This is a genomic window from Sphingomonas mollis (assembly GCF_016427505.1).
In the GTDB taxonomy this organism is placed as follows: Bacteria; Pseudomonadota; Alphaproteobacteria; order Sphingomonadales; family Sphingomonadaceae; genus Sphingomonas; species Sphingomonas mollis.
Genome location: NZ_JAELXS010000007.1, coordinates 38855 through 51584 on the forward strand (window position 1 = coordinate 38855; position 12730 = coordinate 51584).

A 12730-nucleotide genomic window follows, 5' to 3' on the forward strand; every position below is an offset into this window, starting at 1 on the left:
ATGTGCCGGCCACGTCAATGTTGCTGACGTGAAAGCGCCGGAAAGTCGCTAAAGTCACACCTGCGCTCGCGCGCGAGGGCGTGCGTGCGCGGGCGCGTGGGCGGGATTATACTGGCCGGTACTGGGAAAGAGCGATGGGTTGGGTGTATCAGCGCGTCGGGGTGTAGGACATACCTTTTCGCGCCTGGTGAACACCCTCACCCTTCCGGCGCTTCGCGCCTCCCTCCCTCTCCCGGTGGGAGAGGGAAAGATCGTCAGAATTCGTCCTGTGGTTCGTCCGGGGGGCGGCGGTCGTCGCGGGGTGGGGGACCGGGATCGCGGTCACGGTCGCGGTCGCGGCGGGGGCCGACGGAGATCGAGCCGTCGTCGCCCTGCCGGATTTCGAGGCCCAGCCCTTCCAACTGGCTGGCGGCGGCGTCGAGCGCGTCGGCGCCCATGTCGGCGAGATCGTTGCCGATCCCCTCGACCGCGTTGCCGTCGAACGCCGGTTCGGGTTCGGCCACGACGGGGGGCGCGACGCCGAGCGCGTTCTGCATGAAGTCGCGCCAGATGCGCGCCGGCACGCCGCCGCCGTGAAGACCGGGATTGGGGCTGTTGTCGTCGTTGCCGACCCACACGCCGACGACCAGATCGCCGGCGAAGCCGATGAACCACGCATCGCGGCTGTCCTGCGAGGTGCCGGTCTTGCCCCAGGCATCGATGCTCAGCACCGCCTCGCGACCCGTGCCCCGGATCGAGGACGACAGGAGCTGCAGCATCTGGCTGCGGACATTTTCGGGCAGGGCACGGCTGCGCCCCGCCAGCGAGGCGTACCAGCTGCGGTCGGCGACCTCGTCGACGCCGCGCGGCTGCACGGGGTAACGGCCGTTGGCGATCGCGGCATAGGCGGCGGTCAGTTCGATCAGCGATACCTCCGACGTGCCGAGGCCGATCGTCGCCTCGTTGGCGATCGGGGTGGAGATGCCGAGATCGCGCGCGGTCTGGATGACGTTGCGTACGCCGACCTCCTGCGTCAGCCGTGCGGCGACGACGTTGGACGAGCGGGCGAAGGCGCGGCGCAGCGTGATCGGCCCCAGATAGCGGTTGTCGTCGTTGCGCGGTTTCCAGCCGGCGATCTCGACCGGCGAATCGTCCATCACCGTATCGGGCGTCATGCCGGCGCGCAGCGCGGCGAGATAGACGAACAGCTTGAACGTCGATCCGGGCTGGCGACGGGCCTGCGTCGCGCGGTTGAACGGGCTCTTGCCGTAATCGCGGCCGCCGACCATCGCGACGACACGGCCATCCGGGTGCATCGCGACGAGGGCCGATTGCGCCTGACGCAGGCCGGCACCGCGGATGGCGCGTTCGGCAGCGTTCTGGAGACGGGGGTCCAGCGTGGTGCGGACGGTCGCCTCGGTCTTCACCTCGCCGGCGCGGTCGCGGGCCTGGGGCAGGACCCAGTCGGCGAAATAGGTGCCGCTGGGCAATTGCTGCGGCCGGGAGGCCAGCACGCGCTGCGGCTGCACCGCATCGGCCTCTCGCTGGGTCAGGAAGCCGGCATCTTCCATCGCGGCGACGACGACGGCCTGACGCGCGCGGGCGCCCTTCAGGTTGACGGTGGGGGCGAGGCGGGAGGGCGCCTTGACCAGTCCGGCGAGCATCGCCGCCTGACCGACGCTCAGCGTCTGCGGGGTGCGGCCGAAATAATGTTTCGCGGCGGCGGAGATGCCATAGACGTTGTCGCCGAAATACACGTTCGACAGATAGCGCGACAGGATCTCGTCCTTGGTCAGCCATGCCTCCAGCCAGAACGCGATCATCACCTCGCGCAGCTTGCGCGCGGCGGTGCGATCCGAATCGAGGAAGGCGTTTTTCGCCAGCTGTTGCGTGATCGTGCTGCCGCCCTGACGGACGCCGCCGGAGCCGATATTGGCCCATGCGGCGCGGGCGATGCCGCGCGGATCGATGCCCCAGTGCGAATAGAAGCGCCGGTCCTCGATCGCCATGAACGCCTCGCGCACATGCGGCGGCAGGGTGGCGGCATCGACCGGCGTGCCGATGATCGCGCCACGCCGGGCGATCGGCGTGCCGTTGTCGGCGGTCAGCGTGATCGACGGGGGCGTCGGCGGCTTCAACGAGCGAGACAGCGGCGCGGTGATCGCCAGCCACGCGATGGCGATGACGAGCAGGACGATGCCGGCGGCGAACCCGCGCACCAGCCAGCGGCCGATCCAGCGATAGGATCGGGGTTCCGGTCGTGGCTCGGCATCGAACCGGTCGCGCCACGGATCGACACCGGCATAGGTGTAGGGGCGTTCGGTATCATGGTCGGTCCGGGGCCGGGGGCGATCGGGATCGAAGGGGTCGGGGCGCATCGGCGGGTTCCAGGACACGGGCGCTGTTCTACCTGACTAGAACACCTCGCGCAATGTGGTCCTTCATAATCGCGTGACCGCGGAAGCGCGACCCCCCTGTTCTTTTGCAGCGCTAATGTGGAATAGGAGCGGGATGGATCAGGTGACGACAGGCGACATCGACCGGCAGCGGCCGCTGGTGGTGGGAATCGGCGGGACGATCGGCGCGGTATCGTCGACCGAACGCGCGCTGTGCATCGCGCTGGAGGCGGCGGCGCAGCAGGGATTCGCGACGCGGATGTTCGGCGGCGCGGACATGGCGCGGCTGCCGCTGTACGATCCGCGCGCGACGACGCGCACGCCGGACGAGCGCGCGTTCGTCGATGCGGTGCGCGGCGCATCGGCGGTCATCATCGCCAGTCCGGGGTATCACGGGTCGATATCGGGCGTGGTGAAGAACGCGCTCGACCTGCTGGAAGAGACGGCGAAGGACGGGCGGCCGTATCTGGCGGACATGCCGGTGGGCCTGATCGCCACCGCCTATGGCTGGCAGGCGACGGGATCGACGATCGCGGCGCTGCGGTCGATCGTCCATGCGCTGCGCGGCTGGCCGACGCCGTTCGCCGCCGCGATCAACACGCAGGTGACGCGTTTCGACGACGAGGGCGGGGCGAGCGACCCGGCGGTGGTCGAACAATTGCGGCTGATCGGCCGGCAGGTGGCGCGCTTCGCACCGCTGGCGCGGGTGGCGGCCGAATCAGGTCAGTGAGTGAACCAGTGGCGGCGGACGAAATATAGCACCACGCCGACCGCGATCGTGGTGCAGACGCCCATGATCGCGTCGAATGCCCATGGTTCCTGCGCATAGGGCAGGTGCGCGACGTTCATGCCGTAAAGCCCGGTGATGAAGGTCAACGGCAGGAACACCATCGCGACGATCGAGATGATGAGCGTGCGGCCGTCGATCTGCTCGGCGCGCAGATCGGACAGGGTCTCGTGCATCAGCGCGGATCGCTCGCGGATCGATTCCAGTTCCTCGGCCATGCGCGCGGCGCGATCGGCGGCGGCGGCGATGTGCAGGCGATCGTCGTCGCCCAGCCAGTCGCCGGGCAGGGCCGCCAGCTTCTCCAGCGCGCTGCGTTGCGGGCTGAGGAAGCGGCGATAGGCGATGGCGGCGACGCGCACCCGGCTGACGTTGCGGCGCAGTTCGAACACGCGGTTGGCGTCGAGCTGTTCCTCGCAATCGTCGAGCTGGTCACCGAGTTCGGCGACGTCGGGGTCGAGATCGGTGGTAATCGCGGTGGCGAAGGCGGTGATGAGGTCGCCGGGATCGCGGATGCGGCCCGCCGTCACCTCCTGCTTCACCGCGCCGACCGCGATCAGCGGCTTGCGGGTGACGGAGAACACGCGGCCCTTGACCGCCCAGATGCGGACCGAGGCGAGGAGATCGGAACTGTCGGGTTCCTCCTTCGACCGGCCGCGCAGGTTGAGGAAGGCGCCGTCGCCGAACGCCTCGCAGCGGGGGCGCGTCTCGGTCGCGGTGAGGGCGTCGACGATATAGTCGTCGAGGCCGGCGGGGCCGCGCAGCCAGTCCTGCGTTTCCTGATCGATCTGGGCGAGGTGTATCCAGACGAGGTCGCAGCGGTCGGCCAGCGCCTCCGCCGGGTCGATGCGGGTGCCGTCACCGCCGGCGATGCGGTAGCAATAGGCGTCCATCACGCCATCTCCAGCCAGACTGAGAGGCCCGGTGCGTCGTGCGGCGGGCCGGCGATGCGGGCGGCGTCGGCGCGGGCGCGGTCGAGGATCGCGGGTGGGACGCCATCGGCGTGGAAGACGCGGTCGGCGTTGGCGAGCAGCCGGGCGTGACGCAGCGTCAGGTCGTCGGGGTCGGGGGAGGTGAGGACGATGCGTTCCAGCCGGGCGGGGCCGCCGCCGGTGAGGGCGGTCATGACGTCGGCGTTCGGGTGGTCGTCCAGCGGATCGAGCGGGCCGCCGGGGGCGAAGGCCGCGCCGATCGCGCGGCGGCGCTCACCGCCATCGGGAAAGCGGTCGCGCATCGCGGTGCGGGCGGCATGCATCGCATCGGCAAGGCTGCTGAGCGAGGCGGGGAGCAGCGCCTCCAGCCGCTGGCGCAGCGCGGCGGCGAGGCCGGCGGAGACGCCGCCGGTGCCGATCGCGACCAGCACCGGATCGCGATCGACGATGGCGGGGAGGGTGAAGTCGCAATGATCGGGGCGGTCGACCGCGTTGACCAGAATGCCCCGCGCCTTCAGCCGGGCGACGGCGGCCAGCGCCACGTCCTCGTCATCGATCGCGACGATGGCGAGGGGGGCGGCGGTATCCTCGCCGCAGACGAACGCGCCGGCGCGTTCGAGCAGGCGGCGTTTCGCGTCGGCCGATTCACCTTCGCCCAGCAGGATCACGGGCCGCCCGGCCAGCCGCATGAACAGCGGCAGGCTGTGCAGGCTCATCCCTCGCGCGCCTCGTTCAGCCAGTCGGGCACGCGCTCGGCGGCGATCAGCGTTTCGGCGGCGACGCGGTCGGCGACCACCGCGAACCGGTCGCCGTCGACCAGCACCTCCGGCACCAGCGGGCGGCTGTTATAGGTGGAGGCCATCGTCGCGCCGTACGCGCCGGCGGTGCGGAACACGGCGAGGTCGCCCGACACGACATGGTCGATGTCGCGGCCCATCGCGAAGGTGTCGCCGCTTTCGCACACCGGGCCGGCGATGTTGGCGGTCATCCGGTCGCCGTTGGGCTGCACCGCGACGAAATCGTGATAGGCATCGTACAGCGCCACGCGGGCGAGGTCGTTCATCGCGGCATCGACGATGACATAGGGGTGGACGACGCCGGGTTTCACCCAGATGACTTCGGTCAGCAGCACGCCGGCGTTACCGGCGATGACGCGGCCGGGTTCGAACATCAGTTCGGCGTCCCAATCCGCGGTGACGCGGGCGACCATCGCGCCGTAATCGGCCGGGCTGGGGGGCATGTCGCCCGCCTTGTACGGCACGCCGAGACCACCGCCGAGATCGACATGGGTGATGGTGTGGCCCGCGGCGCGCAATTCGGCGACGAGTTCGCCGACGCGGGTGTACGCGGCCTCCAGTGGGGCCAGATCGAACAACTGGCTGCCGATATGGATCGCGACGCCGCGCAGGTTCAGGCCCGGGAGCGGCGCCAGACGGTCGAACATCGCCGCCGCCTGGTCGATCGGGACGCCGAACTTGTTCTCCTTGCGGCCGGTCGAGATCTTGGCGTGGGTGCCGGCATCGACGTCCGGGTTGACACGCAGGGTGGCGGGGGCGCGGATGCCGCGTTCGGCGGCGAGGGCGGCGAGGACGACGCCTTCCTCTTCCAGCTCCAGATTGAATTGGCCGATGCCGGCGTCGAGCGCGGCGGCGAGTTCGGCCTTCGTCTTGCCGACGCCGGAGAACACGATGTCGGCGGGCGGCATCCCGGCGGCCAGCGCGCGGCGCATCTCGCCGACCGACACGACGTCGGCGCCGTATCCCTCATCGGCCAGCACGCGCAGGACGGCGAGGTTGGGATTGGCCTTGATGGCATACGCCAGATGCTTGCGCGGCACGCCGGCAAGACCCTCGCGGAACACGCGGGCATGGCGGCGCAGCGTGGCGGCGGAATAGATGTAGACGGGGGTGCCGACCGCCGCCGCGATGGCGGGAATGGCGACGTCCTCGACGTGCAGCACGCCGTCCTTGTGATCGAAATGGTTCATCAGCGGGGCGGCAGATCGAATTCGTCGGAACGACGCTCTTCGGAACTGCGGAGCAGCTCGTCGCTGCGTTGCGGTCGCTGCTGCGTGGTGGGGGTCAGCAACTGTTGCGGCGTCGGCGTGGCGCGCGCGCCGAGCGGGGCGACGGGCAGCTTGCCGCCTTCGGGCGGCTTCAGGCCGGCGGCCGAGCCGCAACCGGCCAGCAGCAAAGGGAGCAGAAGAAGGCCGCGCATCAGATATTCCTCGCTGCGCGGATCGCCGCGCGGACATTGGCGGGGGCGGTGCCGCCGAAGCTGGTGCGGCTGGCGACCGAGGCGTCGACCGACAGCACGTCATAGACCGACGTATCGATGCGCGCGTCGATCGCGGTGAGTTCGTCCAGCGACAGCGCGTCGAGGCCGACGCCCAGTTCCTCGGCGCGCTTCACCGCGCGGCCAGTGACGTGGTGCGCCTCGCGGAACGGCAACCCCGCCTCGCGCACCAGCCAGTCGGCCAGGTCGGTGGCGGTGGAGAAGCCGGCTTCGGCGACCTGGCGCATCCGCTCGGTACGGAACGTGGCGCTTTCGACCATGCCGGTCATCGCGGCGAGGCAGAGACCGAGCAGGTCGTGCGCCTCGAACACCGGCGGCTTGTCGTCCTGCATGTCCTTGGAATAGGCGAGCGGCAAGCCCTTCATCGTGACCATCAACGACGTCATGGCGCCCATGATCCGGCCGGCATGGCCGCGCACCAGCTCGGCGGCGTCGGGATTGCGCTTTTGCGGCATGATCGAACTGCCGGTCGACCATTGGTCGGACAGCGCGACGAAGCCGAAGGGCTGCGACGCCCAGAGCACGAATTCCTCCGCCAGCCGCGACAGGTGCAGCGCGCATTGCGTGGCGGCGGTCAGGTAATCGAGCGCGAAGTCGCGGTCGCTGACCCCGTCGAGCGAATTGCGGGTCGGGCCATCGAACCCCAGCGCGGCGGCGGTCGCGTCGCGGTCGATCGGGAAGCCGGTGCCGGCCAGCGCGGCGGAGCCGAGCGGACAACGATTCAGGCGGGTACGCGCATCGGCGAAGCGGCTGACGTCGCGGGCGATCATCTCGTGATACGCCATCAGGTGATGGCCGAGCGTGACGGGTTGCGCGGATTGCAGGTGGGTGAAGCCGGGCATCACGCTGTCGGCGTGTTCCTCGGCGCGGACCAGCAACGCGGTCTGGAAACCGGCCAGCGCGGCCAGCACCTGATCGATCGCGTCGCGTACCCACAGGCGGAAATCGGTCGCGACCTGATCGTTGCGCGAGCGCGCGGTGTGCAGCCGGCCGGCGACCGGGCCGATCGCATCGGCCAGCCGTGCCTCGGTCAGCATATGGATGTCTTCGAGCGCGAGATCGTCGGGGACGCCGTTCGCTTCGTAATCGGCGGCCACCTGGTCCAGCCCGGCGGCGATCGTCGCGGCATCGGCGGGCGACACGATGCCCCGCGCACCGAGCATCGCGACATGGGCTTTTGACCCAGCAATATCCTGACGCCACATACGCTTGTCGAATGGCAGGGATGCGTTAATCTCGCGCATCACCGCCGACGGGCCCTCCGCAAAGCGGCCGCCCCACATGGCATTGGAGGTTTTCATGCGTTCGTTGATCGTTCCGGTCCTGCTTGCAGGCCTGCTGGCCGCGTGCGGCGATAAGCCGTCAGGCGACGGGGGGCAAGGCAATGCCGCCGCGTCCGCCAACTCTGCCGCCAACCCCGCTGATGCCGTCAGTGCGGACGAGGTCGCGCCGTCCGCGCCCGCCGGTGCCGCCGCCGGCGGATCGTTCGATCGCAGCCATGCGGGCGATGCGGCGCCGACGCTCGCCTTTCTCGATCCCGCAGGCAAAAGCGTGACGCTGGTAAATTATCGCGGCAAGCCGGTGCTGCTGAACCTGTGGGCGACATGGTGCGGGCCGTGCGTGAAGGAACTGCCGACGCTGGACGCGCTGGCGACGCGCGAGGCGGGGCGGCTGCATGTCGTGACGCTGAGCCAGGACATGGACCCGGCCAAGGTCGCGCCGTTCTTCGCGGCGCGCAACTTCAAGACGCTGAAGGCCTATACCGATCCCAAGATGGCGTGGGTGCCGGCGGTGGCCAGCAACCTGCCGACGAGCATCCTGTATGATTCGACCGGGCACGAGGTGCTGCGCACGGTCGGCGATCTCGACTGGACGGGCGAACTGGCGACCAAGGCTATCGCGGCCCTGAAGTAGGGGTGTCAGGCCAGCGCCGGGCTAAGCGCCGGGACCGGGCGGCGGGTTTCCGCCGCCGGTTCCGGCGACGGGCTGGTCGCGCGCCGGCCGACGAAGATCAGCATCTGCGGCGCGAGGCGCGCGCAGGCGATCGCGGCGGCGATGGGGACGGCGATGCCGAACGCCATCTTCGCAATCACGGCGATGTGCGGCTCGGTGCCGAATCGGTGGAGGAGCAGCGCGCTCAACACCGAGGCGACGGGCAGATGCCACAGGAAGATCGGCAGCGAATAGGCGCCGATGCGGCGCAGCACGGGGCTGGCGGGCATGCTGGTGCGGACCAGCGTAAAGGTGGCGACGCCGATCGTGGCGGCGACCAGCGACGTCTTGGCCCATTCGGAACCGACGCCGAGCAGCGACGCCTGATGCGCGATCAGGCCGAACGCGCCGGCCATGTAGATCGCGATCCGGTTCCGGCGGCGTTCCAGCAGGGCCGGTGACGCGCCGATCGCCGCGCCGACCAGGAAATGCGGCAACAGATACGCGGCCTTGGCGACCGACAGTTGCGCGACGCCGCTGAACATGCCCGTCGCCACGACGGCAAACGCTGCCCCCGCGACCATCCACAGGCGATCGTTCGACGGCCGCAGCCATTTGTCCATCACCCACACCGCGAGCAGGATCATGGCCAGAGCTTGCAGATACCAAAGGTGCCAGGCGCCGAAGATCAGGCCGTTCACGATCTCGAACGGGCGCCCCTTGTGCAGGCTGATCGTCCAGCAGACCAACGTCCCGAGCAGGAACGGCGGCAGCAGCCGGCCGGTGCGCTTGCTCCAGCCGGTAAAGGTCAGCGGCCGATGCCCGCGGCGCAGGCCATAGAGATAGCCGGTGATCGCGATGAACAGCGGCATCCGCACGAAGGTGAGGCTCTGGGCCAGATAGGCCCAGGACGAATGTACAAGCGACTCCGACCCGATGGCGTGGAAAGCGACGACCATGATCGACGCGAGGCCCCGCGCCTCATCGATCCGCATCGTCGCCAGCGTGCCGGCGTTGACGGGCAGGCGCCGAACGAGGGCGGCGGTGAAGGCGGCGATGCCGGACGATGCCGCCATGACGGACGATCCCGAATCGGCATAGGCGGCGGGCGGGGCGATGCGATCCATGCCCCCGTTATCGGCTACTATGGTTAAGGCCGGTTTAAGGCTGTTTGCGGTGCAGCATTTCTTTTATTTGACGGACGAGCATCAAAGTGGGTTAAATTTCTGTTAAATCAGGCGGTTGGTATGCAGCCGATCGCTAGGAAGACTCGGTTACAGATAAATCGATATCAAACGTGCTCGCGCAAAACCTGGCAGATTGATTCCCGCTGTGCCGAGGGGAGAGTAGCTGGCTGCTCCGTTTCAAGAAATTTCACGATCGCATCTGCTAAATCCGTTGTGATCGGATCACGCTGTCGAGCGGCCCGAAGCTCATGCGCAGGAAATGTAGTAACGCGGCTGCAATCCAGATAACAATCATGGGTAAGAGCAGTATGGTCGTTCCCGGACAATCGCATCTGGCCAATTCCATGAAAGCGAGGGTCGGTATTAACCCAAAAGAATATCGGCGGATTATTACCCACGCAGACGACAATTTTATCTTTGGAGGGTTTGGAAAGTGCCGTGTAAACGACGAACACGTCTCCAACGCTCACAAAACGCCATATGCCGCAAAGTCGGCCGCATCCTCTAAAATCTGCTCGCGATGCGGGTTGTCTTCATCGATGAACTTCTCATAATCCATCGGCCCATTTGAGCTGGCATCCGCCCACGCGCGCTCCTGATGCGTCAGCGACGACAAATGGCCAAAGCCCTTTGATCGACAGAATTCCATCGCCTCATCAAGACAGGCCCGGTCTGTGTCTGATAGCGCAGACATATCGGCATCCCGCCGCGCTGCCATTCGTGGATATTGTGAGCAATCGATCGCGCCCTGAACCGCCTCGGGATCGCCCGCCATTCCAAGTCGATTGCGCATGAAGTCATAAAGAGTCGATGGGACTGGACCATTCGGCATCGCTACGAACGTATCCGCTACGATCGGACGAGCGTACGCATTCAAATGCTTTTTTTCTGCGTAGAAAAGCACCTTGGAGGCAAAAAATGCGGAAATTCCCGGCCATCTCGACGTGATATACGCCAGAGCCTCCGTACCCTTCCGCTCATTGAATTGGAAACGGAGAGCCATGAGTCGCATATAGAGCATATGCCGTTCCGCGTCTAGTCAATTTGTCAAGGGGTGAAGCGGAAAAATCCCAAAAACAGCTATACAGTCAGCGAACGCTAGTTGACTGTGATAAGTCAGACATCGATCTCGCTAAATTTCTGACAAATTCCAGCCACTTGGCAGCTTGGAATTGGATGCCCCGTGAGGATTCGAACCTCAATTAACGGAGTCAGAGTCCGTAGTCTTACCTTTAGACGACGGGGCAACAGGCCGGCGCATCTAGGCGGGGTCGGGCGGCCTGTCAACGCTCGGCTTGTGGTGGGGGGCGGGTATCGCTACGTTGGCGGCAAGCACCGAGCGGGTCTGGCCCGCGACGGCAGAACATTAAAAGAAAGCACCACGGCGATGGGGGACGTTTCCACCCGACAGCCGTACCGGCAGGACCGTCCTGCCCGTCCGGCGCCGACCCGGCCGCCACGCGGCCGTTGGTCCGATGCGCAGGCCTATGCCGCGCTGGACCTTGGCACCAACAACTGCCGGCTGTTGATCGCCCGGCCACAGGGCGCGGGCTTTGCGGTGGTCGATGCGTTTTCGCGAATCGTCCGGCTGGGCGAGGGCGTGGCGGCGAGCGGGCGACTGAGCGATGCGGCGATCGAGCGGACGCTGGCGGCGCTGCGCGTGTGCGCGGACAAGCTGAAGCGGCGCAACGTCGTGCTGGCGCGATCGGTGGCGACCGAGGCGTGCCGGCGGGCGGCGAATGGTGCGGCCTTCATCGAACGGGCGCATGCGGAAACCGGCATCCGGCTGGACATCATCACCGCCGAGGAAGAGGCGCGGCTGGCGGTGCTGGGCTGTCATGCGCTGATCGAGCCGGGGAGCGACCCGGCGCTGGTGTTCGATATCGGCGGCGGATCGACCGAACTGGTGCTGGTCGATACCGCCGGGCCGCAACCGCGCGTGCTCGACTGGCATTCGGCGCCGTGGGGCGTGGTGTCGCTGACCGAGAGCGTGGCGGGCAGCGCGGACGGTGGGGCGGCATCGCTCGCCGATGTCTATGCGCGGATGCGGGCGCTGGCGGCGGAGAGCATGGCGGGGTTTGCGGCGCGGTTGCCACGGGTGGATCGGCCGCGGTTGCTGGGGACCAGCGGTACGGTGACGACGCTGGGCAGCGTGCATCTGGGGCTGAGCCATTACGACCGGTCGATGGTCGATGGCCTGATCGCGCCGACATCGGCGATGCGCGATATCAGCCGGTCCTTGTCGGGCAAATCGATCGCGCAGCGTGCGCAGGTCGCGTGTATCGGCGCGGAGCGGGCCGATCTGGTGGTGGCGGGCTGTGCGATCCTGGAAACGATCATGGACTTGTGGCCTGCCGAACGGCTCGGCATCGCCGATCGCGGCATTCGCGAGGGCATATTACGCCGATTGATGGGTGAGAACAGACTGTGAGCAGGGGTGGATCGGGCGGCCGGACGCGGGTGAAGACGGCGCGTGGCCGGACCGCGGCGTCGCAGCGCTGGCTGGAGCGGCAGTTGAACGACCCGTATGTCCGCCGGGCGAAGGCGGAGGGCTATCGCAGCCGGGCGGCGTACAAGCTGATCGAACTGGACGAGCGATTCGGGCTGTTGAAGGGCGTGCGCCGCGTGCTGGATTTGGGCATCGCGCCCGGTGGCTGGTCGCAGGTGGTGCGGCGGCAGGTGCCGGCCGCCAGCATCGTCGGCATCGACCTGTTGCCGGTCGATCCGATCGACGGCGTGACGATCATGCAGCTGGATTTCATGGACGACAGCGCGCCGCGCCTGCTGGAAGAGGCGCTGGGCGGGCAGGCGGATCTGGTGTTGTCGGACATGGCGGCGAACACCGTCGGGCATCCGCAGACCGACCATCTGCGCACGATGGGGCTGGTCGAGGCGGGGGTGGATTTCGCCTGCGACATCCTGCGGCCGGGCGGGGCGTTCGTCGCCAAGGTGCTGGCGGGCGGGGCGGACAATGATCTGGTTGCGACGCTGAAGCGGAATTTCACCGCGGTGAAGCATGCCAAGCCGCCGGCTAGCCGGAAGGATTCGTCGGAGTGGTATGTGATCGCGCAGGGGTTCAAGGGGCGGGCGGCCACGGTTGATGCAAGGGCGGACGAGGAGAGGTAGGTTCTGCCGCCGCCGCCTCGGCACACCCTCACCCTTCCGGCGCTTTGCGCCTCCCTCCCTCTCCCGTTGGGAGAGGGAATGACATAAAAAGAGCCGCGA

At 67.7% G+C, this 12730-nt stretch carries 13 protein-coding genes and 1 tRNA gene; 4 read left to right on the forward strand and 10 right to left on the reverse strand.

The genetic code is table 11. From position 1 onward, the window contains the following. Positions 1–254: 254 nt before the first annotated feature. On the reverse strand, positions 255–2357 hold the full coding sequence (locus JAO74_RS12890; protein ID WP_199038662.1) for a transglycosylase domain-containing protein: 2103 nt from the start codon (positions 2355–2357) through the stop codon (positions 255–257). Between the two features lie 142 nt (positions 2358–2499). Here JAO74_RS12890 and JAO74_RS12895 point away from each other — a divergent pair, with 142 nt between their 5' ends. After that, complete coding sequence (locus tag JAO74_RS12895; RefSeq protein ID WP_332908810.1) at positions 2500–3105, forward strand: NADPH-dependent FMN reductase; 606 nt, start codon at positions 2500–2502, stop codon at positions 3103–3105. Here JAO74_RS12895 and JAO74_RS12900 read toward each other — a convergent pair. From JAO74_RS12900 to argH, 5 genes are read right to left on the reverse strand one after another with little or no spacing between them, the layout of a single operon-like run. After that, complete coding sequence (locus JAO74_RS12900) at positions 3099–4052, reverse strand: zinc transporter ZntB (protein ID WP_199039151.1); 954 nt, start codon at positions 4050–4052, stop codon at positions 3099–3101. The two genes, JAO74_RS12895 and JAO74_RS12900, sit on opposite strands and share 7 nt — an antisense overlap. Continuing rightward, positions 4052–4807, reverse strand: coding sequence for a precorrin-2 dehydrogenase/sirohydrochlorin ferrochelatase family protein (locus JAO74_RS12905; RefSeq protein WP_199038668.1), 756 nt, complete (start codon positions 4805–4807; stop codon positions 4052–4054). The genes JAO74_RS12900 and JAO74_RS12905 overlap by 1 nt, the downstream gene beginning before the upstream one ends. Continuing rightward, complete coding sequence (gene lysA, locus JAO74_RS12910) at positions 4804–6078, reverse strand: diaminopimelate decarboxylase (RefSeq protein ID WP_199038671.1); 1275 nt, start codon at positions 6076–6078, stop codon at positions 4804–4806. The genes JAO74_RS12905 and lysA overlap by 4 nt, the downstream gene beginning before the upstream one ends. Next, positions 6078–6308, reverse strand: a complete 231-nt coding sequence (locus JAO74_RS12915; RefSeq protein WP_199038674.1) for a hypothetical protein — start codon at positions 6306–6308, stop codon at positions 6078–6080. The genes lysA and JAO74_RS12915 overlap by 1 nt, the downstream gene beginning before the upstream one ends. After that, positions 6308–7669 carry an argininosuccinate lyase gene (argH, locus tag JAO74_RS12920; RefSeq protein ID WP_199039154.1) on the reverse strand — a complete coding sequence of 454 codons (1362 nt, stop codon included), beginning with the start codon at positions 7667–7669 and terminating at the stop codon, positions 6308–6310. Before argH ends, JAO74_RS12915 begins: the two co-directional genes overlap by 1 nt. 16 nt (positions 7670–7685) lie before the next feature. Here argH and JAO74_RS12925 point away from each other — a divergent pair, with 16 nt between their 5' ends. Then, positions 7686–8300: a TlpA family protein disulfide reductase gene (locus tag JAO74_RS12925; RefSeq protein WP_233150984.1), complete on the forward strand. Its 615-nt coding sequence runs from the start codon at positions 7686–7688 to the stop codon at positions 8298–8300. A 5-nt stretch (positions 8301–8305) separates the two neighbouring features. Here the strand turns inward: JAO74_RS12925 and JAO74_RS12930 are convergent, their stop codons facing one another. The 4 genes from JAO74_RS12930 to JAO74_RS12945 all read right to left on the reverse strand — a co-directional run bounded on the left by JAO74_RS12930 (position 8306) and on the right by JAO74_RS12945 (position 10752). Then, a complete protein-coding gene (locus JAO74_RS12930; protein ID WP_199038680.1) occupies positions 8306–9445 on the reverse strand; it encodes an acyltransferase family protein in 1140 nt (379 codons plus the stop codon). A gap of 164 nt (positions 9446–9609) precedes the next feature. Further along, on the reverse strand, positions 9610–9960 hold the full coding sequence (locus JAO74_RS12935; protein WP_199038683.1) for a hypothetical protein: 351 nt from the start codon (positions 9958–9960) through the stop codon (positions 9610–9612). 11 nt (positions 9961–9971) lie between these two features. Beyond that, positions 9972–10508 (reverse strand): Panacea domain-containing protein, encoded by a 537-nt coding sequence (locus JAO74_RS12940; RefSeq protein WP_233150985.1) that lies wholly within the window; start codon positions 10506–10508, stop codon positions 9972–9974. Positions 10509–10678: 170 nt separating this feature from the next. Beyond that, positions 10679–10752, reverse strand: a tRNA-Gln gene (locus JAO74_RS12945). A gap of 140 nt (positions 10753–10892) precedes the next feature. Here JAO74_RS12945 and JAO74_RS12950 point away from each other — a divergent pair. After that, a complete protein-coding gene (locus JAO74_RS12950; RefSeq protein WP_199038689.1) occupies positions 10893–11936 on the forward strand; it encodes a Ppx/GppA phosphatase family protein in 1044 nt (347 codons plus the stop codon). Next, on the forward strand, positions 11933–12631 hold the full coding sequence (locus tag JAO74_RS12955) for an RlmE family RNA methyltransferase (protein ID WP_199038691.1): 699 nt from the start codon (positions 11933–11935) through the stop codon (positions 12629–12631). Before JAO74_RS12950 ends, JAO74_RS12955 begins: the two co-directional genes overlap by 4 nt. The last annotated feature ends 99 nt before the right edge of the window (positions 12632–12730 follow it).